At 37.7% G+C, this 22476-nt stretch carries 29 protein-coding genes; 2 read left to right on the top strand and 27 right to left on the bottom strand.

Going from position 1 to position 22476, the window contains the following annotated elements; genetic code table 11:
* Positions 1–661: 661 nt before the first annotated feature.
* From AC58VC_RS34810 to AC58VC_RS34785, 6 genes are all read right to left on the bottom strand, one after another.
* Positions 662–1357: a hypothetical protein gene (locus tag AC58VC_RS34810; RefSeq protein ID WP_497376032.1), complete on the bottom strand. Its 696-nt coding sequence runs from the start codon at positions 1355–1357 to the stop codon at positions 662–664.
* A 276-nt stretch (positions 1358–1633) separates the two neighbouring features.
* On the bottom strand, positions 1634–1906 hold the full coding sequence (locus AC58VC_RS34805; protein ID WP_497376030.1) for a hypothetical protein: 273 nt from the start codon (positions 1904–1906) through the stop codon (positions 1634–1636).
* 867 nt (positions 1907–2773) lie between these two features.
* The gene (locus tag AC58VC_RS34800) at positions 2774–2962 is read right to left on the bottom strand and encodes a hypothetical protein (RefSeq protein ID WP_497376028.1); all 189 of its coding nucleotides are present in this window, start codon (positions 2960–2962) and stop codon (positions 2774–2776) included.
* A 776-nt stretch (positions 2963–3738) separates the two neighbouring features.
* Entirely contained in the window at positions 3739–4005 is a 267-nt protein-coding gene (locus AC58VC_RS34795) for a hypothetical protein (protein WP_497376026.1), read from the bottom strand.
* A 73-nt stretch (positions 4006–4078) separates the two neighbouring features.
* Complete coding sequence (locus AC58VC_RS34790) at positions 4079–4648, bottom strand: NUMOD3 domain-containing DNA-binding protein (protein ID WP_497376024.1); 570 nt, start codon at positions 4646–4648, stop codon at positions 4079–4081.
* 343 nt (positions 4649–4991) lie between these two features.
* On the bottom strand, positions 4992–5942 hold the full coding sequence (locus AC58VC_RS34785; protein ID WP_497376022.1) for a DUF3895 domain-containing protein: 951 nt from the start codon (positions 5940–5942) through the stop codon (positions 4992–4994).
* A 534-nt stretch (positions 5943–6476) separates the two neighbouring features.
* Here AC58VC_RS34785 and AC58VC_RS34780 point away from each other — a divergent pair.
* The gene (locus AC58VC_RS34780) at positions 6477–6659 is read left to right on the top strand and encodes a hypothetical protein (protein WP_497376020.1); all 183 of its coding nucleotides are present in this window, start codon (positions 6477–6479) and stop codon (positions 6657–6659) included.
* A gap of 281 nt (positions 6660–6940) precedes the next feature.
* Here the strand turns inward: AC58VC_RS34780 and AC58VC_RS34775 are convergent, their stop codons facing one another.
* The 8 genes from AC58VC_RS34775 to AC58VC_RS34740 form a co-directional block, all read right to left on the bottom strand.
* Entirely contained in the window at positions 6941–7837 is an 897-nt protein-coding gene (locus AC58VC_RS34775; RefSeq protein ID WP_497376018.1) for an ATP-dependent DNA ligase, read from the bottom strand.
* Positions 7838–8005: 168 nt separating this feature from the next.
* Entirely contained in the window at positions 8006–8332 is a 327-nt protein-coding gene (locus AC58VC_RS34770; protein WP_497376016.1) for a hypothetical protein, read from the bottom strand.
* Between the two features lie 38 nt (positions 8333–8370).
* The gene (locus AC58VC_RS34765) at positions 8371–8868 is read right to left on the bottom strand and encodes a hypothetical protein (RefSeq protein ID WP_497376014.1); all 498 of its coding nucleotides are present in this window, start codon (positions 8866–8868) and stop codon (positions 8371–8373) included.
* Between the two features lie 190 nt (positions 8869–9058).
* Positions 9059–9478 carry a hypothetical protein gene (locus AC58VC_RS34760; RefSeq protein WP_497376012.1) on the bottom strand — a complete coding sequence of 140 codons (420 nt, stop codon included), beginning with the start codon at positions 9476–9478 and terminating at the stop codon, positions 9059–9061.
* Between the two features lie 91 nt (positions 9479–9569).
* Entirely contained in the window at positions 9570–9887 is a 318-nt protein-coding gene (locus AC58VC_RS34755) for a hypothetical protein (RefSeq protein WP_497376010.1), read from the bottom strand.
* A gap of 82 nt (positions 9888–9969) precedes the next feature.
* Positions 9970–10146 carry a hypothetical protein gene (locus AC58VC_RS34750; protein WP_497376008.1) on the bottom strand — a complete coding sequence of 59 codons (177 nt, stop codon included), beginning with the start codon at positions 10144–10146 and terminating at the stop codon, positions 9970–9972.
* A 41-nt stretch (positions 10147–10187) separates the two neighbouring features.
* Entirely contained in the window at positions 10188–10532 is a 345-nt protein-coding gene (locus AC58VC_RS34745) for a hypothetical protein (protein WP_497376006.1), read from the bottom strand.
* 24 nt (positions 10533–10556) lie between these two features.
* On the bottom strand, positions 10557–10727 hold the full coding sequence (locus AC58VC_RS34740; RefSeq protein WP_497376004.1) for a hypothetical protein: 171 nt from the start codon (positions 10725–10727) through the stop codon (positions 10557–10559).
* Between the two features lie 372 nt (positions 10728–11099).
* Here AC58VC_RS34740 and AC58VC_RS34735 point away from each other — a divergent pair, with 372 nt between their 5' ends.
* Positions 11100–11333 carry a hypothetical protein gene (locus AC58VC_RS34735; RefSeq protein ID WP_497376002.1) on the top strand — a complete coding sequence of 78 codons (234 nt, stop codon included), beginning with the start codon at positions 11100–11102 and terminating at the stop codon, positions 11331–11333.
* Between the two features lie 201 nt (positions 11334–11534).
* On the opposite strand, the gene AC58VC_RS34730 is transcribed toward AC58VC_RS34735, so the two are convergent.
* The 13 genes from AC58VC_RS34730 to AC58VC_RS34670 form a co-directional block, all read right to left on the bottom strand.
* Positions 11535–11786 (bottom strand): hypothetical protein, encoded by a 252-nt coding sequence (locus tag AC58VC_RS34730; RefSeq protein WP_497376000.1) that lies wholly within the window; start codon positions 11784–11786, stop codon positions 11535–11537.
* Between the two features lie 134 nt (positions 11787–11920).
* A complete protein-coding gene (locus AC58VC_RS34725; RefSeq protein ID WP_497375998.1) occupies positions 11921–12043 on the bottom strand; it encodes a hypothetical protein in 123 nt (40 codons plus the stop codon).
* Between the two features lie 100 nt (positions 12044–12143).
* The gene (locus AC58VC_RS34720; RefSeq protein WP_497375996.1) at positions 12144–12578 is read right to left on the bottom strand and encodes a hypothetical protein; all 435 of its coding nucleotides are present in this window, start codon (positions 12576–12578) and stop codon (positions 12144–12146) included.
* A gap of 10 nt (positions 12579–12588) precedes the next feature.
* The gene (locus tag AC58VC_RS34715) at positions 12589–13719 is read right to left on the bottom strand and encodes a hypothetical protein (RefSeq protein WP_497375994.1); all 1131 of its coding nucleotides are present in this window, start codon (positions 13717–13719) and stop codon (positions 12589–12591) included.
* A gap of 12 nt (positions 13720–13731) precedes the next feature.
* Positions 13732–14523, bottom strand: coding sequence for a hypothetical protein (locus AC58VC_RS34710; RefSeq protein WP_497375992.1), 792 nt, complete (start codon positions 14521–14523; stop codon positions 13732–13734).
* Positions 14524–14603: 80 nt separating this feature from the next.
* Entirely contained in the window at positions 14604–14858 is a 255-nt protein-coding gene (locus AC58VC_RS34705) for a hypothetical protein (RefSeq protein ID WP_497375990.1), read from the bottom strand.
* A gap of 293 nt (positions 14859–15151) precedes the next feature.
* Positions 15152–16471, bottom strand: a complete 1320-nt coding sequence (locus tag AC58VC_RS34700) for a hypothetical protein (protein ID WP_497375988.1) — start codon at positions 16469–16471, stop codon at positions 15152–15154.
* 187 nt (positions 16472–16658) lie between these two features.
* Complete coding sequence (locus AC58VC_RS34695) at positions 16659–17756, bottom strand: hypothetical protein (RefSeq protein WP_497375986.1); 1098 nt, start codon at positions 17754–17756, stop codon at positions 16659–16661.
* A gap of 10 nt (positions 17757–17766) precedes the next feature.
* Entirely contained in the window at positions 17767–19140 is a 1374-nt protein-coding gene (locus AC58VC_RS34690) for a copper amine oxidase N-terminal domain-containing protein (protein WP_497376034.1), read from the bottom strand.
* 78 nt (positions 19141–19218) lie between these two features.
* Positions 19219–19533 carry a hypothetical protein gene (locus AC58VC_RS34685; RefSeq protein ID WP_497375984.1) on the bottom strand — a complete coding sequence of 105 codons (315 nt, stop codon included), beginning with the start codon at positions 19531–19533 and terminating at the stop codon, positions 19219–19221.
* Between the two features lie 343 nt (positions 19534–19876).
* Positions 19877–21316 (bottom strand): hypothetical protein, encoded by a 1440-nt coding sequence (locus AC58VC_RS34680; protein ID WP_497375982.1) that lies wholly within the window; start codon positions 21314–21316, stop codon positions 19877–19879.
* Positions 21313–22134, bottom strand: a complete 822-nt coding sequence (locus AC58VC_RS34675) for a hypothetical protein (RefSeq protein ID WP_497375980.1) — start codon at positions 22132–22134, stop codon at positions 21313–21315. The genes AC58VC_RS34680 and AC58VC_RS34675 overlap by 4 nt, the downstream gene beginning before the upstream one ends.
* Before the next feature lie 74 nt (positions 22135–22208).
* Positions 22209–22331 carry a hypothetical protein gene (locus tag AC58VC_RS34670; RefSeq protein ID WP_497375978.1) on the bottom strand — a complete coding sequence of 41 codons (123 nt, stop codon included), beginning with the start codon at positions 22329–22331 and terminating at the stop codon, positions 22209–22211.
* Positions 22332–22476: the final 145 nt, after the last annotated feature.

Genomic DNA, 22476 nt, shown 5'->3' with positions numbered 1-22476 from the left:
CCATTCTGATACCTTTGAATGGCCTTCAATTTCTCATCTAAACTGAAATTAGACAAAAAAACTGCACCTCCATTGTTAGTGGTGTCTAACAAATGGGGTGCAGTTCATTGCAGGCTGCCTTTGTTGTTGTATTTATCACCTATACCTGGGTATATAGTCAAAATAGGATAAAAGAAGTAAACTCAAACGTATCTTTTGCGAATGGGATTAGCTTCTTTATATTCTTGAAGGAGCGCTATCCAGTCATTCCCACTCATTACGGGTGGATTTGTATTTTGCTCAGTAAGATATAAATGCCATAATTCTTTCCGCGCATGAAACTGCATTCTATGTTGATCAAGTAGATTCGAAAGCACAACATTTCTGTTTGCTTCAAGTGCTACTATTCCAGCAAATTCTTCACGTTTATACCTATTCCAAGGTTTCTCTAACTTCTTAAGAACTCAGCCATTTTTGACTTTGGCATTTCTTTATTTAGCAGGCTAGTAATGACTTCATCTTTTGTCCACATAATAGAACCTTCTCCTTGTTTTCAATTATTGCTAGCTTCGTCTATTTATCTAGGTTTTAAACAAGGAGGGCTAGTCTTGTATTCTATTTTCAGTCTTGCGAACAGGATCCTGCATATTTTTTGCTTTTGTCACCTTTTATTTAAATATCCTCATATGTTCAAACCATAGTCTTTGCTTATCAAATCTTTTTCAACACTCACATGTACAATGTGTTCCCTTCCAACATTCCATAATTCCGCTAATCTTCCCTTGTTAGCACTTCCACCGCAGATATGTTTGCATCTCATAATGTTAAACTCTATCCCCTCATTATAAAAAACATGAATATCCTCGCTCTTTGTTAATTTGTTTAATTTTCCAACTACGTAATATAGAAAATCATTTCCTTTACAAATAAATGTTGTTATGGGGTTTCCATCCGTGCCAAAGCTACCAGTAAAGGCATCCTCGTTTTTACCCAATTCAGTAAAATTATCTATAATCAAATGGTATATAACAAAATAATTTGACCTGTCCACCTCATAATCAACTTCATGAACCTCAATTGTTTTCGTTTTGATTCCATTTATGAGCTGTTTTAGTATAATTTCCTTAGTCCAATAAAATGGCAGCTCCATATCTTCCCCGTATTCCTCTTGAATTGCTTTTTGCATAGCCTGACTCCATGTAAATTCTTCTTCCTCTTTTTCTTTATAGTCCACTGCTTTACGAAAAACATCAACAGACCTATCATTTAAACTTTGGTTATTACCAATAATTTTATGCTTTTGAAGTTCATCTCGAAATTGTTCTACTGTTCCTCTTTTTTGGCCTGTTATTTCTACGATCTCGTTTACCGTTGGCATTTGTATATCCCCCTCTAGTTAACTCGGATTGGACTTTGATCAGACTATACAAACTCGGATTGGACTTTGATCAGAGTACATCTAGATTATATACTAAAAAAATACTGGTAACAAGTCCCACAAAAAATTCAATTGTTACAGTTTTATATCTCATGGAAAAGGACTATATTGTTGTCGCAATAATATTCACGACAACAATATAGTCCTTTTCATCATTGCAGCGGCGCTTAAATTAAACGGAAATCAACAACTTAAACAAAGCTGAATTTCTACAATTTATAAAGAATTTAAAAATAGAGCCTCTATGGAAAATGTTCCGGACCTCTTTATAATACGCAATAGCCTTAATTTTTCGGCGCGTAAGATCGATCGATGAACGTCTAACTCAGTCACACCAGGTACTTCCTCTAAAACGCTGGCTACTGCCTCGGAAAGTGAAACATTATCTTCTGACATACTACTCAATAACATCATAATGCAGAACTCATCAATCGATAATCCACGGTCTAAAAATAACTGAAAAACATCAATTTCAGGAGGTTTTATCAATTCAACTCCTCACCTCACTTTCACTTATTTTAAAAACCGTATTCCTAGGATATAATATGGGAACATGCTTTCGTATATGGGTGGTGATTAGTTTTGTATGGAATAACTCATCGAGAAACAGCGGAATATGTCGCTCGTTATTATAAGGATCGATACGGTCTAACTATGACCGGTGAGGATTTTTTGCGTAGGTACCCCTGGCACGAAATAGTCTGGGAAAAATTCTTAGCTTACGCCTACTACAAGGTAAAGGACTATTACGAAAGCTGGGATGACGTTCCCACACCTATTGAGGGGATGTGCGTAAATATAATCTCTTACGAATTGCTTGAACATTATCAATATCGCGGCAGCCGATGGATGAACCTAGGATCGGTAACAGCTGTTTGCTGGAAGGAATAAACGAAAGCCCCCTAGTCTTTTAAGGCAAGGGGATTTTTTGGATGCTGCATGAATTTATTATAATCTTTCTTTTATTGTCCAGCGACACAAATATACTCTAGTAGTTCAAATTCACAGTATAGCTATCGCCCTAATTCAGTCCGTAATAAAACCCTCTCCATTCTGAATACAATGCATCTACTTCCATAGGAGATAATTTAGAAAACCTTTTTTTATCCATAAGTTTAACAATAATCAACCACTCTAAAAATAAATGATCCTCTTTTGAAAAAACCAAAAGCATCTACAACTCCTTATTATCATGCTCAGACCAACATTCATCACAAGCAATATAAATTTTCTCACTACCCTCTATAGGATGTTCATAATAAGTGGCAGTTTTTTCATTGCAACTGTAGCAAATACCAACGTCGCAAGGCATGCGAACTGGAATATACAAACGGACACCTCTCTTCATTTTGATAACTAAAATTTTCTTGCAAACTTAGCCATCATTTCACGAATTTCTTTGTTTCGCTTACGTTCTTCCTCACTTAGCTTCTCGTCGTTAACATCCCATGCTCCTGCTTCTGCATGGTCTTGATATAACCCACAAAGAAAATTAATTGCTTCAAAATCTAGCGGCGAAATGTACTTCATTTGCCCCTTTCGCACATGTACACCACCTATTCACTTGATATATCTTCCAGGTCATCCTCAAAAACCAAATCATCGTACCATCCTGATTCAATTTTTTCTTGCGAATCTCCCTCAGAGCCTCTACTTGATTTACCCAAAACAGACACCCCTTTTTATTTTGTTACCTTAGTTGTAATCACCAGTGGTTCTTTGCGTTTAAAGAATGCCCAATGCAAATCATTCGTTACACATATTTTCACCATTCACTATAAGCAATGAAGGGGAAAAACAAACAGTACATTTCATTATAGACAACACCACCCCTATTAACAGGAAAAAAATACCGTTATATATATCATACAATAATTACATACTATTGTAAATAATATTACATACTAAAGTTTAGACGTTTATAGCAATTCTTTATAAGAATATCACTATCATCGCCTTCTCCTGCAAAGTAAAAGCAAAGTTTAAGACGGTGCTCATATGAATTATTTAGCGAATGTTTTCACGGCAACAACAATCGAACATAGATATTTCATAAACGCCATGGGGCTTGCCACGGGATTGTCGATTGGAGTCATAAGGTATAAAGAAATCTTTCCGGAAAAAACAGTGAGAAAAGTGAAAATCATATCTGGATGCTGCATTGCGGTAAGCGCGGCGGTCATCTTATTTTCTTATGTTCCACCGCAACCGTAGTATTAGATCGAGCCAACAAAATGCCATGAATATGATTAAACACCAAAAAGCTCGGGGATATCTACCCTCGGGCTTTTGTTTTGACCACTGTTCTGAACTGTGCGATTTCATTTCCTCAATTCAAGCTGCTGCTTCCAGGCAAAAACCATCATCGGAATGTAACCCTTATCCACCGATAATTTTATCTTGCCACCTGTAAAGTGTAAGGTTCGATTGGCCACATCAAAACGTACAACATGATGTAAACTAGCAATTCCACTCTTTCCTGCCGGGCAAAACCATATATCCCCTGCTTTGGTGGGCTTATCAATTGTGGCCAGAAGTGCAGCCAACAATTGACCGTTTTCTATACTACTATAATCGTTATATTCCATAGTTTCTGCCCCCATCCAATAACTAATTTCTCTTCATCTACCATCTTCATAAATGAGAATATCTCCCAGCGATTCATAAGTGATCCCAGGAGTCATAACTAAGTACTGCAGTTATCGCACTTTTAGAAACTCCATACTTTGCTGCAAGCTTACGGTGCGACCATCCGACTTCCATTACATAAATCCTCCTTATTTCTCGCACTTGCTCTGTATTCAAGACAGCTCTAGAAGCACGTTCGCCGCTCATTTTTAGCTTCCTATCTTCCGAAAACTTCTTACCTTTTCTTGCAATACTCAAACTAACACGATGATTTGTCGATAATTTTTTGCCTAAGTGCGCAGCTCTTATTTTTTCGATAACTTCTAATGACCGTTTACGGCCCATAAGAGAGAGTCTTATTTTTTCTTTTACTATTTCCGATCTTACCCTGCCGTGCGCCGATGTACTAATTTTTGCTGCCCACTCGGAGGTGATAACTCTGCCCTTTAGCGCTTTGCTTAATTTTATCCTAGTTTCCTTAGTTACTACTCTGCCCTTTAAAGCTTCACTTTTCCTTTTTTTTGTTTCATCACTATCTTTTGATCCCATACGACTTCTGCTGATCTTCGCCTTTGATTCTTCACTATGTTGTTTCCCTTTCATGGTAAATCTCCCTTCACGGACAAAGGAAATTAAAAAAGCTAAGATCCCCTCTTCGGTTCACCTAGCTTTTGAATGTATGAATTATTACAGCTTCAGCACTTCGCCATCAGGCCCAATCCTGCTTTGTTCAATCATGGTTCAAGAAACATGGCTCGCTTATCCGTTCTAACTATTTACAATTTTATAGGATATACTTCAATTTGACAAGGCTCATTTCTATTTAATAAATCCTTATGTCAGAAATGCTAAAACGGAAAAGGCAACTTGCGGATGTCTCTTCTGTTTAGGCTCACCTCATATAACACATGTTATATTGATAACCCACTCCGTTATCACAGTAAATCTATGAGATCCACTCGTAAACTCGATCCGTTTGATTAATCGAAATAACCTTACACCTGCTTGTATGTATATATGACTCGATGTACCAACATACCGGTACATAAATTTTTGGTTTCTCAGTTATAAACCTCGCGTCACTGGTTAATCCATCTCTTATCAAAAGTTCACAAATGATTCTTGCGCTTTGAACACCGCTTTGGAGATAAGACAATACAGCTTTTTTAGAAGCGTCTGATAATTCTTCGACTACACTCCTCTCTGACTCCTCCGAATGATTTTCTTTGTAAGTGAACAGATCAACCTCATTTTTTTTTCCTTTTGCTTTTTTAATCGGCGGGACAGTAATTCGACTTTCAAACACGTCTGAGGCTCGTTGCTGATTAGTTTGATATTCAGCGATTAATCTCCTAATTCTTGCAATTTGTCTGTTCAAAAGCGGCAACTGCAAATCTACGTGTTGTTGAATTTCATGTGGCAGCTCTATATTTGAAAGCGAAGGTAACATAGCATCATCCAAAGTCCATTGTTCTTCAATTTTAATCAGTAGTTCATCCAGCTCCAGATCGATTTTTGAAAAACCATTACGTATTTCTGCGACTGTTTTAGCATCGATGCCAGTATGAAGCTCTAAATGATCAATACCGAATTTACGCTCTTCTCCACTTTGCTTGTTGATTACATGATACTGGTATCTTAGACTTCTCCCACATTCGCATTTTAGATCGGATGAAACCACTCCGCCATCTACATAACCAATGAGAACCCATGAGTCCACAAGATGTTCAATATCTTCAAACGATGCGTTATCTGGCACTGATAGTCCCTTTTGAGTAGCAATGGTATTAGCAAAAACAGTTCTTCTACCTCTTTTTAACCCATCTTTTAAAAACAGCACTTGTTCGTTATTTATCGTCTCAAAAATAGAATCGCGTTCTTCTTCTGTTAGCTTCAAATCTTCATCTCCTAAGCAACTTTTTCACTAACATTAACATTCAACGAAATGTGCTTATATCCTTGAATATTCGACAAAATCATTTTATTAACAAATGGATTCCTAAGCTATCGCAACTAAAATACTTGCATTATCGATTACTCAAACAAGTAACTTTATTTGTGTTTTATTTTTTTTATCTGTTTGTTTAAATTCATAATGAACATGAATAATATATGAATAGTTTCACCAAGATTTGGTCATAGTTAGTATAGACGACAGTTAATTTATGCCGTTAATTATTTGCCAGTGGGTTGTAAATTCATCTTCTCATATCGCTTTACTATAGGTAATAAAGGAATAAAGTAATCAACCCCAACATATGATCTTACTAGCATATCATTTATAAATTGGCTACTTCTATGACAAAATTCCCATTCGTGTTATTTAATATAGGCAATTGCATATATTAATACAAAGAGCACTAATCATAGTTTTAAGAGAGGAGGTGGTTCCTATGAATGCAAAATATACAAATAAGGAGGTGACACAAAAATGGATTTTGATGATATCGTAGAATGGCTATCGGAGAAAGCAGACACTGTAAATAAGGTTGCCAGTTACATGAAATTCTACAACGCTACACGAGACCTCATATCTCCTAAAAAGAAAAAAGAAAAGCCCTCTCAGCAAAGCCAAGTGGACTCTTCCTCTTCCGATAATAACAGAGCTTCTTAATCTGGCTTCGACTCCAGGATCAAGAAACTAACTCACCGCCCTGATAGCTGTAGGAGGCTATTGGGGTGGCTTTTCATTCATTATAGTTGGCATTTACCGGCTTTGCTATACACTTGATAACCATTATATGAGCAGGTTTTTCCCAATATAACCATTCAAAACACTTTATTCCCGCGCATGCGCAACTTAACAAAACACGTGTTACATCCACCACCAAGTCAAAATATTCAACTCCATCCTTCTTAACAGTGTGACCTCAATATATTTCGGGAGTGTATAACTTAAATGGTACAGAACTCCTCAAATTTTGGTGATCTAAGTTTACCATCTTTAGTAAAGCATTGTATTTTCACCTTACAACTTATTAGCGGATCAAGAAACACCCAATCCTTATTTTGTCCTTTTATAAGCTGCTTTGAGATTTTATTGAAGGCTCTTATTGCATCAGAATTAGGCGGGAATTCCAATATCCCAACATACTCTCCATTCATTGACAAACCCCAGCCAAAAGGACCCTTTCGACGCATTGAAAATATCTGACAGACCGCAAATTGATACGCCTTGACCTTGTATATGACATTTTTTTGAGGCCTCTCATTTAGATAGTAGAATGCGTCATTATTGTACTGTACTATCCCCTCCATACCCATCTGCTTCGCTTTTCTAAACAAATCTTCACCGTCTTTATACAACGGAGTGACGGATAGCTCGTCAGAGTTTTTAACAACAGCATTTAGCTTATCTCTTCGCTCTATAAAGCTCTTCTTAAGCAAAGATTGACCATCCAGATACAATATGTCCCACAAAGGAAAATGCGCTCTTAAAGTCATTGAGATTCGTTTAACAGCTGCAACATTTTTTGTATTAAATCGAGACATTGAATCTTCCCACCATAATCTGCGTGGTTGTTGATCATCTGGCTGCATTGGCTGCTTTAAATCAAATACGATACACTCGCCATCAAACGTCCCCGTTTTAATAGGAAGATTAATTTGCATAAGCTCAGGAAATCTGTCCGTAACCTCTGTCCCATGCCTGGTGAATGCTCTTACCTTTCCATGATCATAATGTATAATTATCCTAAATCCATCCCATTTCAAGGAGCTAGAATAATCTTTTTTAATTTCAGAAGGAAGTAATGGCTGTAATAACATTGGTTTTATCGGCTGATTTAGCATAGGTATAACCCTCCATTACGACCTTACCATGGAAAGTCCGTAATAGGTATAGGGAAACAGTGGACGTATTGAGAATTATCTACAATACCATGAACATACATAAGCTATTATAAAAAGAAAGAACCGTCGAACACCTTCAGGTACTCGACGGTAATTGAATAGACTGCCTCATTTTCCAACACGCTCACGATTCCAGTTAATTGTACCAAAAATTTGAGGTATTTCACTTTGGCGGTAAATAATATCGATGATTTCAGATCTTAATTCTGCTGTAATCGGCGTCGATTCTTTATGGTTAAATAATTCAATTTCATACAAGTATCCGAGTGATGAAAGGTAGACTTCATAAGAGCGGTATCCATTTTTTCCTCTTTTGAGAAAAAATACGATGACAAAATCTTGTCTGATCGGATTCTCTACTCTACAAAATGCATACAATATACGGTTTTTTTTATGTAGTTTAGCAAGTACTTCGACATCATCACTATGTTTCACTAGCATGTTAAGTCTCAACCCCGCCTTTACATACATTCCTATTCCTTTAATCTCGGCCTGTTAAGGTTGACATTAGGATCTGTCTTCCAGTCCCACGGCCTCCAATCGACCTTATCTTCGTGATATTCTTCCACCAAATCTTTAAGTAGGAATAAGAAGTTTGTTGCATTTTCAAAATTTCCTGTCAAGCAACCTGCAGAAAATTGGTGACAATTATCAAATAATAAGTTATATTCCCTTTCTTGGTAACGCCGTTTGAAGTGTACACGATCAGAAGCTCTCCCGAATGCGACTGGGAAAGCAATCGCCCAATCTTTCTTTGAGTAGCAAGGAACATATATCTCATGATTGAACGTCGTAATATGATCGGTAAATTCAGGCAGACTTACCTCTTCTATTTGACCTTCACCATTCAGATGTATGACTGCATCGAGTCCGGTGTAGATTCCTGAGTGTTCCATACTGCCAAAGCCCAATTCAGTATACACAACTGATCCCACTTGAGGAGCAACGTGTTTCTTTTTATTAAAAAACATTTTATAGACTCACCCACTCGGGTAGTATTTAATTCCGCACTTGCCAAAATATGTTTTCTTAAAAGCCGTGAATCGCAATCAGTCTTTAAAAGGATTATGGAGCGAAGTATGCTAGTGTCACCTGGCGAATAATTAGAAGTTTTGAGAAGTAATGGGATACGGTTCCCTACTTCGCTAAGAACACGCGGTATTACTGTATATGTAACAGTTGTTTAATATACAGCACTAGCATTGCTGATCCTGCACTTGATACAAAATTAATTACCTTATCAATTACAATCTTCCTTACCTCGCTAGGTCTATCTGGGTCCTTAATATCCGTTAAAAGACCGATTACTTCATTAGATATTTTATCATCAAGTCCTTCTTCTTTAACAATCTTTTCAATTTCATCTTTAATAGAGTCCCAATCTCTGATTAAAACTGCTATCTGTCCACCCTCTATTGTTGAGTCATTCGCTACGAAATCGCTATCTTCAGTTAGGGCAAGATCTGCACCAATTTCGCCACCTTTGACTTGCGTGCCATTAAGCTCAATTTCTTGTTTGCCACTAGCCTTGATTCCGATTTTGCCTCCCACAAGCCCACCACCATGAAACTTATACGCCATAATTCCAACTCCTTCCTTTTTATCTAAATATAATCTTCTGGTAGAAAAATAGATAGAGATAACTACGAGCTCACCCTTAATATTCCATATGTTAAATCAGACCTTCGTTTTTCAGACGTTCTTCAAATCCTTCCTTACCAAGCTTCTTTTGCAGGATGGCGATGCAGGTTTCATTTATTTTTTCGATCCTAGTTACACTTTCTGGATCAATGGTAGCAGTTATCTTTAAAGCTTCGAGCTGCTGACGTTTCAAAAACAAATATTGTAGCTCTTTAATCTCAACTTCCCAATAGAGAGCTGCAATACGATCATTATTTGATTCAAAGTCATCAAACAATGCTTCTCGTTCTCTTTTCATCGTGCTAATCTCTTCCAATTTCGACTCCATTTGTTGCTTTAACATATCCATAAAACACGCTCCCCACGGTCATTTTTGCTCCCTCTTCCTTTTCGCCTGTTCTTGCAGAACACGATTCACAATCATGTATTTTTTAATAAACAAACTTCTCATTTCTGTCAATGTCGTCAATAGCTTCTTGGAGAAGGGGATACTTCCGATCAACATAAAAATAATGATCGATATAGTAACCAATCTGTTCCGGTTGTGCATTTTGTATAACTGTAATATCGTACCCTTTATGCCTATATACCACTACATGATTCGGCATCCTTATGGACTCCCCTTCCGTATTGTCATCGCGGCGGATTATTATCTCTGCAATTGTTTAACAAACTCAATAGCACTAGCCGCTTTCTTTGGCACAAAACCATCCGCTGCTAAGTGTTTAAAAGTTTTCTCTTCATACATTGAGGTGATGTAGAATTTCGCTTTCGGGAAATGGTGATCGATAGTTTTTCGTGATTCTAAATCTAGATCTATGAGTAACATACCACTTACAAGTAGAATATCAATATCTTCCTTACCGTTCAATTCAAACGCTTCCTCAATAGAACCAACATAGAAAGCGGAAATGACACTCGGATCGATAATCGCTTTCCAAAGTCCTCCTTCAAGAGCATTATTCTTCTTTTCAACGATTAGCAAATTAAGCAACTATAATAGCCCCCTTTCCTATTTTTAACTGAATTGTCCAAATACCTCATGTACAAGACGGCTAGATATGTCAAAGAGCAAATAATCATATCCAAAGATCCAAGTAACAAAAATTGCGACAATCGCAAGCAATATAGCAAGCAATACTATTCCCCATATTTGCTTCACAAAATTATCTTTTGCAAATTCCCACATCACATTTACCCCCTCTTCACAACGTTTAAAGCCCCTAATTTGCACTCAGCTGCCCCGCTATTTAAAGATGTTATGTAAAACTTTCCAAGCAACATCTTCCGTATCGCGATGCGAACTATTCACTTCTATTTTTATTTCAACACTATCGTACAAAGGTTGTCCATCATTCGGATCAATAAACCTCATTAGATATCACAGTCGTCAGTGTCATTATCATAGTTAAATCATACATTAAGTATAGCCTTTTGTAAATAATTTTATATACATAACCATTCTGTCCAGCGCTGCTAAATAAAAAAAATGCGTCCGTTTGAAACTGATTTCATCCGTCAATACTAGATTTATATAATAAAAGAATGCGAAGTGATATGAATGAGATTGACATATATAGAGCAACTAGTTGAAGGTTATATAACAGAAATTCCTCGATTTGAAAAACTGCCAGATGATGCGATCCAGTCGCTAAATGACGTGCCCATTGAGCGCAGAGAACAGTTCATAAAGACACTAAACTATATGGCAATGAAATGTGATGCCTGGGCGAATCATTGGAGAGAGATCAGTCAACTCGTTGAGTCGCAATCTCTTATTCGGCGTGTTAAATAAACCGCATTGACAGGCCCAGACATTTATTTCGTGATTGGGGGAAGTTCACATGGAATGTACAGACTGTAACAAAGAAATTAAGAAGATAGTAAATGATTTCAATTTATGTACAAGCTGCTACAGAAAATTCGAGAAAAAGTGGGTGAAGCAAGCTTTCACTTACATGGACAAATGTAGTAAGAAAAAGATTAAATCACACTCTCATTCATAGCGCATCTTTCCGTTTTCAGTAACAGGATATACTCGGTATTTTTCATTTTTGTTGAAACGATTTTGAAGTCTCATCACATACTCCGCTGAATTAATTGCTGACTTTGTTATGTAATCGACCAACTCAGACTTACTCATTTCACAACTTGTCGCGAGCTTTTCCAGCTTTACATCCGTATCATAACTAACACTAATACTAAATCTGGCCCCTCTCTTCTCGTCCATCTTTTTAACTGCTGGCATTATTCACTCGCCTCCCAAGAAATTTATATGCGGTTCAGTGAACCACTACACCACTACATCATATGCAGGGTGGGGGAAGGCTATCACTCGAAATTACCTTAAACAGAAAACGAGCAGGCTAATTATTTCACTAATTAGTCCGCTCGTTTATTGGTTACGTCTGCACACAAATTACTACTTCTGACGATTATAAATCCAATGAACAGCCCAAAAGAAATCGCCAATATGACAATCCCCATAATTATCCGCTCGTTCATTTAAACTTCTCCACAAACCATTATTCTAAGCACTTGCGGGACAAAGACTTCAATAGTTGAGCTGTACTATTGTATTTGCTCCATAACACATGTTATAAATTCAACCTACCTGGTCAAATACAATAAGTTTAACCTTTCCATTTTCGTCTCTAAGGACTTTAGACTGGAACTGACCATAAGGATTCACATAATAATTAGCGTTTGCTACAGAGTCCTCCTTGATCCTCTCCAGCTGAATCATTTCGCAACCCTTGGATGCTTTTGCAACTCCATTATCGTTTTCATAACAATGCTGATTTTTTAGATACCCATAGAATCCTTTTTTATTGACTCCAGTTCGTATATATATGGATACATTATCAAAAAGTGTAATTGCCCCCGTTGATTCCGTAATTTGAAATCCATTGACTTTAACCCCATCAAATGATCCGTATTTAACATCCGCTAATTCATCAGTTTTCTTGTTAACAGCAGCACATGCCTGAAGCAATATAAGTAAAATTAATCCAATAAATAATACTCTAACCTTCTTCATACCCATCCCCCTAAACTACAGCCCGTTTTCTGTAAACAGCCATACGATACATTCCTTTTCCTATGTATAGCGGCGGTTCAAACAATTCTTTAACCCGGTCGTTACGTTTGAATAATCCTCCAATAATGGTTTCAGATGAAGACTCAGCATAGTTAAGAAGAAAACCCAGCCCCCTTACCATTACATTATTAAATTGCAAGCTTAGAAACCTTCGCTTATAAGCATCAATAACGATACAACCGCCTTCCGAAAGAACCTCAGCATACTTAAGAAGTGCAAATTCAAGAGCCTGACTTCTGGATTTCATCAACATTTTTCCCGCGACATGATGCCATAAGAATCCTTTAATGTCCCATATCACATTAACCTGAGATATGCCTTTATCTTTCAGAAGCAAATCGATTTCTGCTGCATCGACACCAGGATCATACGAAAAAGTTAAATTGGACTTACCTTGTAAATTTTCAGTTGAAACTAGGGATACGGAAGAAATGTCTGAACAAATAAAGTTATATTTAATATTTTCATTAGCCGAAAGCTGATCGGCCATATAAACTTCATACTCACAAGCATTTGCAGAAGGACTTGCTACAATTAGTTCACCTTTTACGTCCCGAAATACTGAACCGTCTTGTACAAGATTTTGGACAACACGATCAATCCATTTCTTCCGCTTGTTAAATCTACGAGTAGCCTTGCTCCACTTTGATAGACGGCCCCAGCGTTCATAATCAAGCCCTAATAAATAATCCTTAATAGGACGTATAGCTTTAGCTTGTCTCGTCAACGTATGTACGATGAAGTCAAATTGCATGAGAAAAACAAGAAAAATCATAAAGAATACCGAAATATTCGAGAAGACTGTATACTGGCTAAACCAATAATAGATTGACTCACTAGGCTCTCCAATTGCAATTAGACGAAACGTAACAATCATAGTCAAAAGAAGATAAAAAAGTATAATAAGCCAGCAGCAAACTCGGCTGCTTATGCCTGTGAGGATTTTAAATGTCTTATGCAGCTGGTGATGCGGCAACGCATAAACAAATACTCTATTCAAGATGATCGAAAGAACAAAGCCCGCTAGTAAAGGCCATTTAAAACTCAAAAAAGTATTAATCATTAAATCATTCCCGTTCAAAAAAATCCTCCTTTAGTTTTCTAGCTCCCCTTCTCCACCGTCAACGAGTGGAATTAACTCAGGGTTACTAATCATTTCTCTGGACAATACAGGCAATCGATACGCTAACTTCAAATATTTTGCATATTGTGCGCTCTCTAACAAGGCTGGAGAAAACAGAAATCTCCGGCGTACTACACTACTTTCAGGCAACAAAAATGTCACCCCATCAATCATCGTTCCTAAAATAACGGCAGATCTCCGCGAGATATCAAGTAATTCCTCCATTTGACGAGATGAAATCCAGCTTTTCTCCATAAACAAATTCATGCATTCTTCTCTCGTCTGAGGATGAAGATCCCCATAACGCAAACTCATACGATCAACCTGGAGGGCTTGCTTGCAATTCTCATATTTCCGATAAGTTGTATCTCGAAATGGTTTATCAAACTCAAAATTTTTAAGGCTTACATGCTTTTGCTCATAAGTCAGATCACACTTCTGAATAAGAAAATCCACTAAATCCTCAGCTTTGATATACAACCGGTCACGCGGAGCGGATAGCTGTTCCTGACCATTTTCCTTAACTCGGGAGAACTGAATGTCATAATGAACAAGACCATGTTTGAGAAACTTGTTCTCTACTGTCGGCCGCGTAAGATCCAAATGCTCACCAACACTGCGAACCGTAACAATCGGCTCATGGTTAAATTGCTCCTTAATTAACCCCAAATATTTATTTAAGCGGCGATCCGTGATCTCCCCAGTTTCTTCCTTGAATATATTAACGGTTTCCATGTCGATTTTCTTTACAAGACGATTCATAAAATCCCTTCCTTTCTGAAGATATTATATACAATATTATGTATATAAGATAGAAGGAAGACAAAGAATTATAACGCGTGTTATAGTTCCTTGTTATAATCGAAAACTCCATAGTTAAATTGAACCTGGCCACCGTCTGCAGAAGAAGCTAAAACGTAACCATCATCAAAACGAACACCTTTATACGATTGTTCATCCATCGTAAATTGAACTTCCTTAAGAGCAACACCTTTAACTCTCAATAGCTCATTTAATTCATCTAGTAAAGACTGAATCCGATCATTGATAACCGTTTCAAATTCAGCAGATAACGGCAAATTGTTTGGTTTAGTCATTTGTATAAAACCTCCATAATTTTAGAATTAGTAGGGAATCGATCCGGTCCGCAGTCACATTTCTTTGGCATAATCAATAAAACATTTGCACCCGTTTAATGCCCCACTTCCGGGCTTGATTCACTAGGTACATCAAAGTGAATGCAAATACACATATAGCAAAAGAAGATTTCCATTCGAAAATACTATAAAAAACAGTTTCCAAAAGACCATATATAACGGCAATAGGTATAAGGGATAACAAGGCTTTGCAAGCTGCTATCAAGAACTCCAGTACAATTATTAATATACGTTTACTCATTATCAATCTCTTCCATCGCTTTCATTTGGATTTTCATAAGTACTTCACGATGCTTCCTCTGCTGCTCCTTAATCATAAGCAATTGCTCAGCGTCTGTATTATCCTCAATAAAATCTGTGATGATCTGTTGCAGCTCCAGTGGCGGCAAGGCATCAAGCTCCCATGAATCCATACCATATGCTTCAATGTATCCCGATGCACGCGGATCATCTAATTTCGCTGGATTCGGCGGTAGGTTACAAGCTTGTATCTGGTCCATCGTAAGCGCACATCCCTGTACTCTCACGTGCTTGAATTGATAGTCATTTCGCATAATATTTTCGATTGCTTCAGGAATCTGCTTCCCACTAGGATCATGATCTCCAAAATATAAAATGATGACATTTTCAATATAATCATGTTCTTTAATGGAGTCTAGAATCTTATTCGCCTGTTCAAATAAAGAAGAAGTCGATGGGTAGCCGCGGCATATAAACAACGGTAGATCATATTCGTCAGTAACCGGCTTGAAAACAGAACGCAGGGCTTCCTTCTCAATCCATACTTCTAAGTAAACAGACTGGTTTGTTCTAGTATTTAAAAAGTAACCCGATGGATCCAATTGATTATGTACAAAATCCCTTACATTATTGGCATACGAATTGCGATAAGAATACCGATTATCAGCAAATTCATCTAACTCTAAAACGTTGTGTTCTCTCATTCCGCCTGTGATTGTAATAATATTTTTATATTCACGTTCATTATTTGAAATTTCATTCTTGGATACCATCTGGTAATAGAGCTGCCGCAGCGTAAGTTTAATATTGTGCTTCTTGTACGCTTCTGTAATTTGAATGATCTTCAGCTGCTTAATAATCTTTAAAGCAACCTTCTTGCCTTTTGCAAATTGGCGGAAAGCTCGATCCGTGTACTCTAAAAAAGCTGAATTAATCGTTTGATAATCAAACCCTACTTTAACTAGCCCCGTGTAATTTTGGTCATTAAACTCCACCATGACTAATGCAATCATAATCATTCTATAGTAGGATCTATGGCTTCCTTTCATTCCATTTTCGTACGGGATGTAGTAATTTCCCTTCAACAAGTCACATGAAAGAACAATATCTAGAAGGTTTTGGTCAAACTTATAACTTTCCTTTTGATGCTGCATAAAAAGATTTCTCATTACTGCCACATAGAGCTCATTGTTACAATTACAAGCATCATATAAACTAAGCGCAAGTTGTTTGAATGAAACAGCAACTTTATTCTGAAGCTCGATGAATTTTAAGCTCACACGGCTCTTTTCAGCGTTATTAATCACACTCACCTCTCTACTATTCTCCCATATTTACTGGTGTTTGACCAACCTGGAAGCAATAAGACTATGCCACGCTAAGAACCGGTGCAAGTCCCGAAATTACTTCTGCTCAGCTCCTACGCCATTGAAATAAGTATAACATAGTGTACTCATTTTGTAAATATTATTATATACAAAATAACAAATAAAAAACCACCTAATTAATAGATGGTTTGGACGTGACTAATTGTTCTTCGTACCACTTCCCATAATGTTGACCGCTTTGGCCGCTATGTAATTCGATAGGGAAATTGGTTAGCGTTGCTCGTTCAGTAATTACGTAATGGTTAAAAATGTTCTTGGCTGTTAATGTAATATCACGGTGCTGTTGGATCTCGAAATTAAAATTTGTAGTTAGGGAAAAGCTTTTAATTGGTACGTGTCTACTAAAACGCTGTTCTGTAGAGAAAAAGCGTCCTGTTGGGCTTGTAAATTGAAATTGCAGCTGGATTCTGTGTTCAATGATAATACTCTCATCGATGCACCATCGAAGTAAAATCGGCAGTTCGTCGGGAAAAACCTCCTGTGGTCCAGCAAGTGGATAAAACCCGTAGCCACTTTTGGTTCTACCCTTCTTTAGTCCCGCAACATAAATACGCTTATTGGTATAAGGTGTCGATACAACTAACGAAGCTGGTACTGGGATACCCTCAATGCTGAGAGTTACCTTTTTACCGATCAGATCATCCGGTACTTGAAGTTTAGGGAATAAATGAAAAATAAAGCTGTCCTGCTCAATATCTGTTAGACCCCCAAACTCTCTCATCATGTACTCATGATAGCCTTTAGCAAGCCGATTTGAATGTCTCGGAACTACGAACAGTGCAGCAGCTTCCTCCACCGTATAACCCGAATGGAAAAATTTCATTACTGATATTCCCGGCAACGCAAGCTGTCCTTGTTCAATGAGACTGTAGGTTAGCTGCTCGTTATACGTTTTATACTCTGCAGAAAAATGATCCGTTAAATAGATTGTTAAGGATAATATCCCTTCATTTGTTAAAGAAAATCTCCTGCCTCGATCTGTCATCTCTAGAAGAGTAATGTAATCTTTGTTTAATGCCTCATCGATTAGAGTATGAATCGCGATCGATTGATTTTGATAAATGTTCAAACCCTTTGCAATGATTTCTTCTTTAGTCTTCCCTACACGTTCGGACTTGCAGTTTCTTAGCACAATATCGGCCAAGAGATGTTCATGTAACGTGCCAAACGAGTGCATGATTTTAAGCAAATAGCCCATTGCCGGCTCCATAGTTCCCCTCCTACTTAGATATGACAATTCGATGAATGGATGATTTCCTATTAAAATCCACGTCACTAAACAAACGAATTTCAGAACCGGACTCTCCAATGGCATAGTTTTCAAATTGCTTAGGTGAAATGGTGCTTACTTCTTGCTTCGTAATATTCAATTTGTCATCGACAGAAAAGAACTTAAGCCTCCTGTCTTTATCTTGATACACATAACGCATTTCACCTTTAATAAAGGTTCCCACTGCTTGCGTGCTAGGAGCAAGCTGCGTTGTTTTGTCCTTGCCATCCTTATCGTAAATAAGGTCGCCAGAATTAATATTGAGCTGCTTCACAATATTTCGTTGATACAAATTCAGTAGTCCATTCTGTCTATCTAGGACATACTTCGCATCCACATTTGGCCGCAAAAGGATCTGATTTAAATCTTTAATATCTATGGTGGATACAGATGCAGTCGTACTTTCGTTATTGTCTAAATAAACTTTCAAACCTTCTTTATCGCCAAATAGCACTCCATTTTCTTTTGTTGAGTAGACTTGGCTTAAAACCTCCGGATTTCTTACCGCTCCAGGATATGTCGAAACGCCGCGGCTAACAATATATCTTTCGTTTGTTACAATTCCTTCGCTATTGATCTTGAGCTGCTTCACACCTTGCATATCGCGCCAGTAAATATTGTTCTCTGAAATTAGGGATAAGTTTTGGATTTTTGTATCTTTTGGAAACGTCCGGATAAGCTTTCTTTTAAACATCCATTTACCGTCCTTGGCAACGGAAACATAGAAATTAGTCGTATTATAACTAACTGTTGGTGACTTTACCGTTTGGTTCTGGCTCCAGATCACATACAGATAACCATCTATTTCCGAAATGGAAGGCTTGGACTTTCCTAGAAGATCCGAGTAATTTTCAGGATCATAACTTTCATCGCCAATTTGTGGTGACTCTGAATACAGCTCCAAGCCCTTCTGAATGGCAATCCTATAGTTAGTTGCGTCCCACGTCACTCGTTTACCTGTAGCCTCACTTATGAACCGTAAAGGCACCATGGTATTTCCATCAATAATAGCTGGAGCAACTTCAAGCTTATAGGCAATGCCATCCACCGTTGCATTAAGGCTTCCTATTTGCAATTGGATTTTGGAATTACCTTTGGTCCCGACAATTCGTTTTAGTGCTGGATCCCAGGTTATCTCTAAGCCCATCTTTTCAAAAATTGGACGGAACTGAACCAGCGTGTTCCCGTTATCAATGATGGGATCGACATCAAATTTCATTGCTGTACCATAATAATTCACTTCAATTTTCTTCTCTTCCGCCGCGACTACCGCACCTGGGAGCAATCCCGCTAGTAAACTTAAACCCAAAACCACTTTAAACATTTTCAAAACACGTCATCCTCCTAAAATTAACTCTATCTCTTTGCCCTTTGATATAACACGCGTTATACACGCTTACACTCAAATAGATTTGCGTCTCACTCTGAAAACAAATGAATACATAATCTCGACCAATAGCGAGATCAGGACCACAATTAGAATTAAGTGATATGCACGCTCAACGCCTGGTGTCATAAGATTTCGAAACACGTAATTGCCAATGGCGACAAACATTAACCAAATACGGATGCTACGAAAAATCATAGTTTCATAAAAGTACTTATCTCTCGTCATCGTTGCCCAACCGGTATTCCGAGGTGCCTTCGTCCATTGAAAAGTAGCATAGAAAATATTGAAGAATGAAAATAAAATGACGAACATCACAAAAAATTGCATCGGGTATCCCCCTGTCTAATTTAACATACAGAATCTAATTTGTAGGTATATCAATCTATGAATCTGGTAATACTTCATAGTAAGAACTGGATAAGTGGGCAACCAATCCAAAGCTAATGATGAAACTGCCGAAACATTGTAAACCCGGGACAAGCGGCAGCAAGTAATCAGAACCAAGGAAAGGCTCAGAAATGAGGCTCATGATGAAGGTTTATATACAAAGTGCGCGCGCTCATGTATTACATATTGGCTATTTCATGGATATAAGAGGCTCAATGGTCGATAGGAGATAGCTAGAGAGGGAGTTACACCTCTCTGGCTATTTGTGCTGCCATAACACATGTTATACGCTTATTGGAAGCTCAGATTTCTCAATGCGTCTTCCATTTGAGAGATATACATATTTGGTTCCAACTTTTCGAACATCGATGAGCTTATCATTTAAGCAGATCTTGTCCATGTAATAGATTTTTCCCTCTTCACGCTCATAAACAGGGGAGACGGCCGGCAAGTCGTTTTCATACTTCATTGATAATCGGTGGAGCTGCGAAGTACTTCCATATTTAATCCCAAATTGACCAAGAAGCTCAGACAATAAACTGTGTTTTTCAGGATATTCTTTACTACTCTGAATGTACCCAAATAAGCGGTAAACCAGCTCATAGTCAATGGCTATGGAATAATATCTTTTTCCCTTTCTAACTGCCGCATAATGCGCCACAATACGTTTGAACTCCATGTTTGTCTCCAGCAATCGATCAAAACAATCATTTTCATCTTGTATCCGAATGGCCTCTCGGATTTGGTCAATGCGGTTTGTTGAACAATACAGTGGTTTTGTAAAAGAAGTAATAAAGGCATCGTCGTTACATTTATGTTCATTCAGAACCATTTGCGCTTGCCATATTTCATCTTCTTCTTCTTTTGTAGTAAAACACCGCCACTGGCTCCCCAGCTGCTTCTGCCAAACTGAACGACATTCATAACCATCCGCATAACGTTGAATGATCAACTTATGAAAAGATTCAAGTTTTCGGATTGAAGTCAACTTGTCGCGATCACGAAGCTCATGTCTTTCCTCTAGATGGGCATCTCGAAGTCGTTTAAAGTACATCCATATTTGTTCGAGCACGATATTGGTAGGCGTATAACCAAAACTTTGTTTTAAACTTCTCTTAATTGATTCGGTGTCTGATTTATCCGTCAATCGTATGGTAGTGTACAATCGATCAAATTGATCTTTACCCGATGCTATGAAATAAGATTCCATTCCATAATAATAAGTGTCGCATTCATATTTCGTTGATACGTAGTCAGCAATGGTAATATTTCTAAATGTCCATTTTCCACGAATATCTACAAATGAAATCTCCCCACTAAATTCCTGTTCGTATGCATTACTTCTAAGATGACTTTTTGAAAGAAAGGAAGAGCGAAGCCTCCTAGTCCCATGCTTAAGATATCGGCCTGTTTTGGGATGATAATGCAGCAAAACGTAATCAGCAACATCACGATAAATGATCCTAACTAATCGTCCATCCTGAGTTTTGATATCTAAACAATGACCAGAAGACTTAACTTCACAAGGTATAGGGAAATTGGTTTCATCTGAGTATTCAACAATAGTGAATACGCCTAGCATTTTTTTGACGACTTGAACGGGATCTTTTCCATTATTCAATGCTAAATGCAAGCTAGAAGTGAACACCTCGCCTCCAGCTCTAACAACACACGAATGAATAATCCATCTTCTTTCTTCTGGTGTTAATTGGTTTTTTGTCATAGTGCAGGAATGACCTCCGGAAAGTACACATGCACCACATCGGTCCTGGGAATCGGAAAAGGCTCTTCCTTTGGTTTAGAACCAACGATTTTTTCAATAATCAATTCATTATCTTTGCAGTCGATCACCGCAAATAATTCCCATTTCTTATTTCGGATGACAACATGACAGCCAGTATAAACCAAGTCTCCAATGACTCTAAGAGGGGGTTTTTCCGTCTTTTCCATCCCATCGAGACGAACTTTGAAGTCATAAAAGCTCGATACCTTGCAGCCGGGGAAACCAAAAATTTCTCTTGTTTGATCCAGGACAATAGTTGCTATCCTCTTGTTCTTTTCCGAATCGATCCAGCGAATGTAACCCGATTTATCACCATATTGAACATGATCACCGATTCTTAGCCGCTTGCTAGAACTTTGCCTTATGTCTTGGCTGGGATCAGGAGAAAGAAAACCAACTCTTTCAATCGCCTTTTCAAATCCAGTTAGTCGAACTTTCTCCTTACGCTTGCGATCTAAGCTCGACTTTACCCTAGATCCATGCTTGAGATACCGGCCAGAAGAAATGAGATAGCTCGTGAGAATATGCTGTACAACTTCATCATATGAAATCACTGACTGAAGCCCATTCATTTCAACATGAATACCTTTTGCATTAACACGAATAGATGCCTCATGGTACTGTAAAAAATCCGAAGGTAAATTAAAATTGCCTGTGAGGAACCCATTAATCCTAAACTGCCCAAAATGCTGCTTGATTTCATTAGCGGCATTCTTCCCACTTTTGGACGACCTAGCTGCACATTCTAAAATCTCCACAAGTCGGACCTCCAATAAGCAGCGATGAATAATCCCCGTTTTATATTCACTTGAGATATTAGAAAGGCTCATCATCAAGATTCACATCCAACTAAAAAATCTTCATCCTGTAGAGAAGTCACATCATCAACGTCCCCAGTTGGCACAAATGAAGGAAGATCATCAATCGCGAAACAATCATGTTGTCGTATTCTCATTATTTGGTAACCTCCAAACTAATCATATTCAATTTAATTATAATATACTTATGTTAAACTGTAAATAATAATATATACAAAATAGCGAACAATAAACGTGTGTTAAAATAGAGAGTGTTTCTTTTGAAAAGCACTCTCCATGCAT

The organism is Paenibacillus sp. J22R67 (assembly GCF_059692175.1).
The sequence above is the reverse complement of the archived record's forward strand: the minus strand, read 5'-3'. Positions and strand labels throughout refer to the sequence as shown.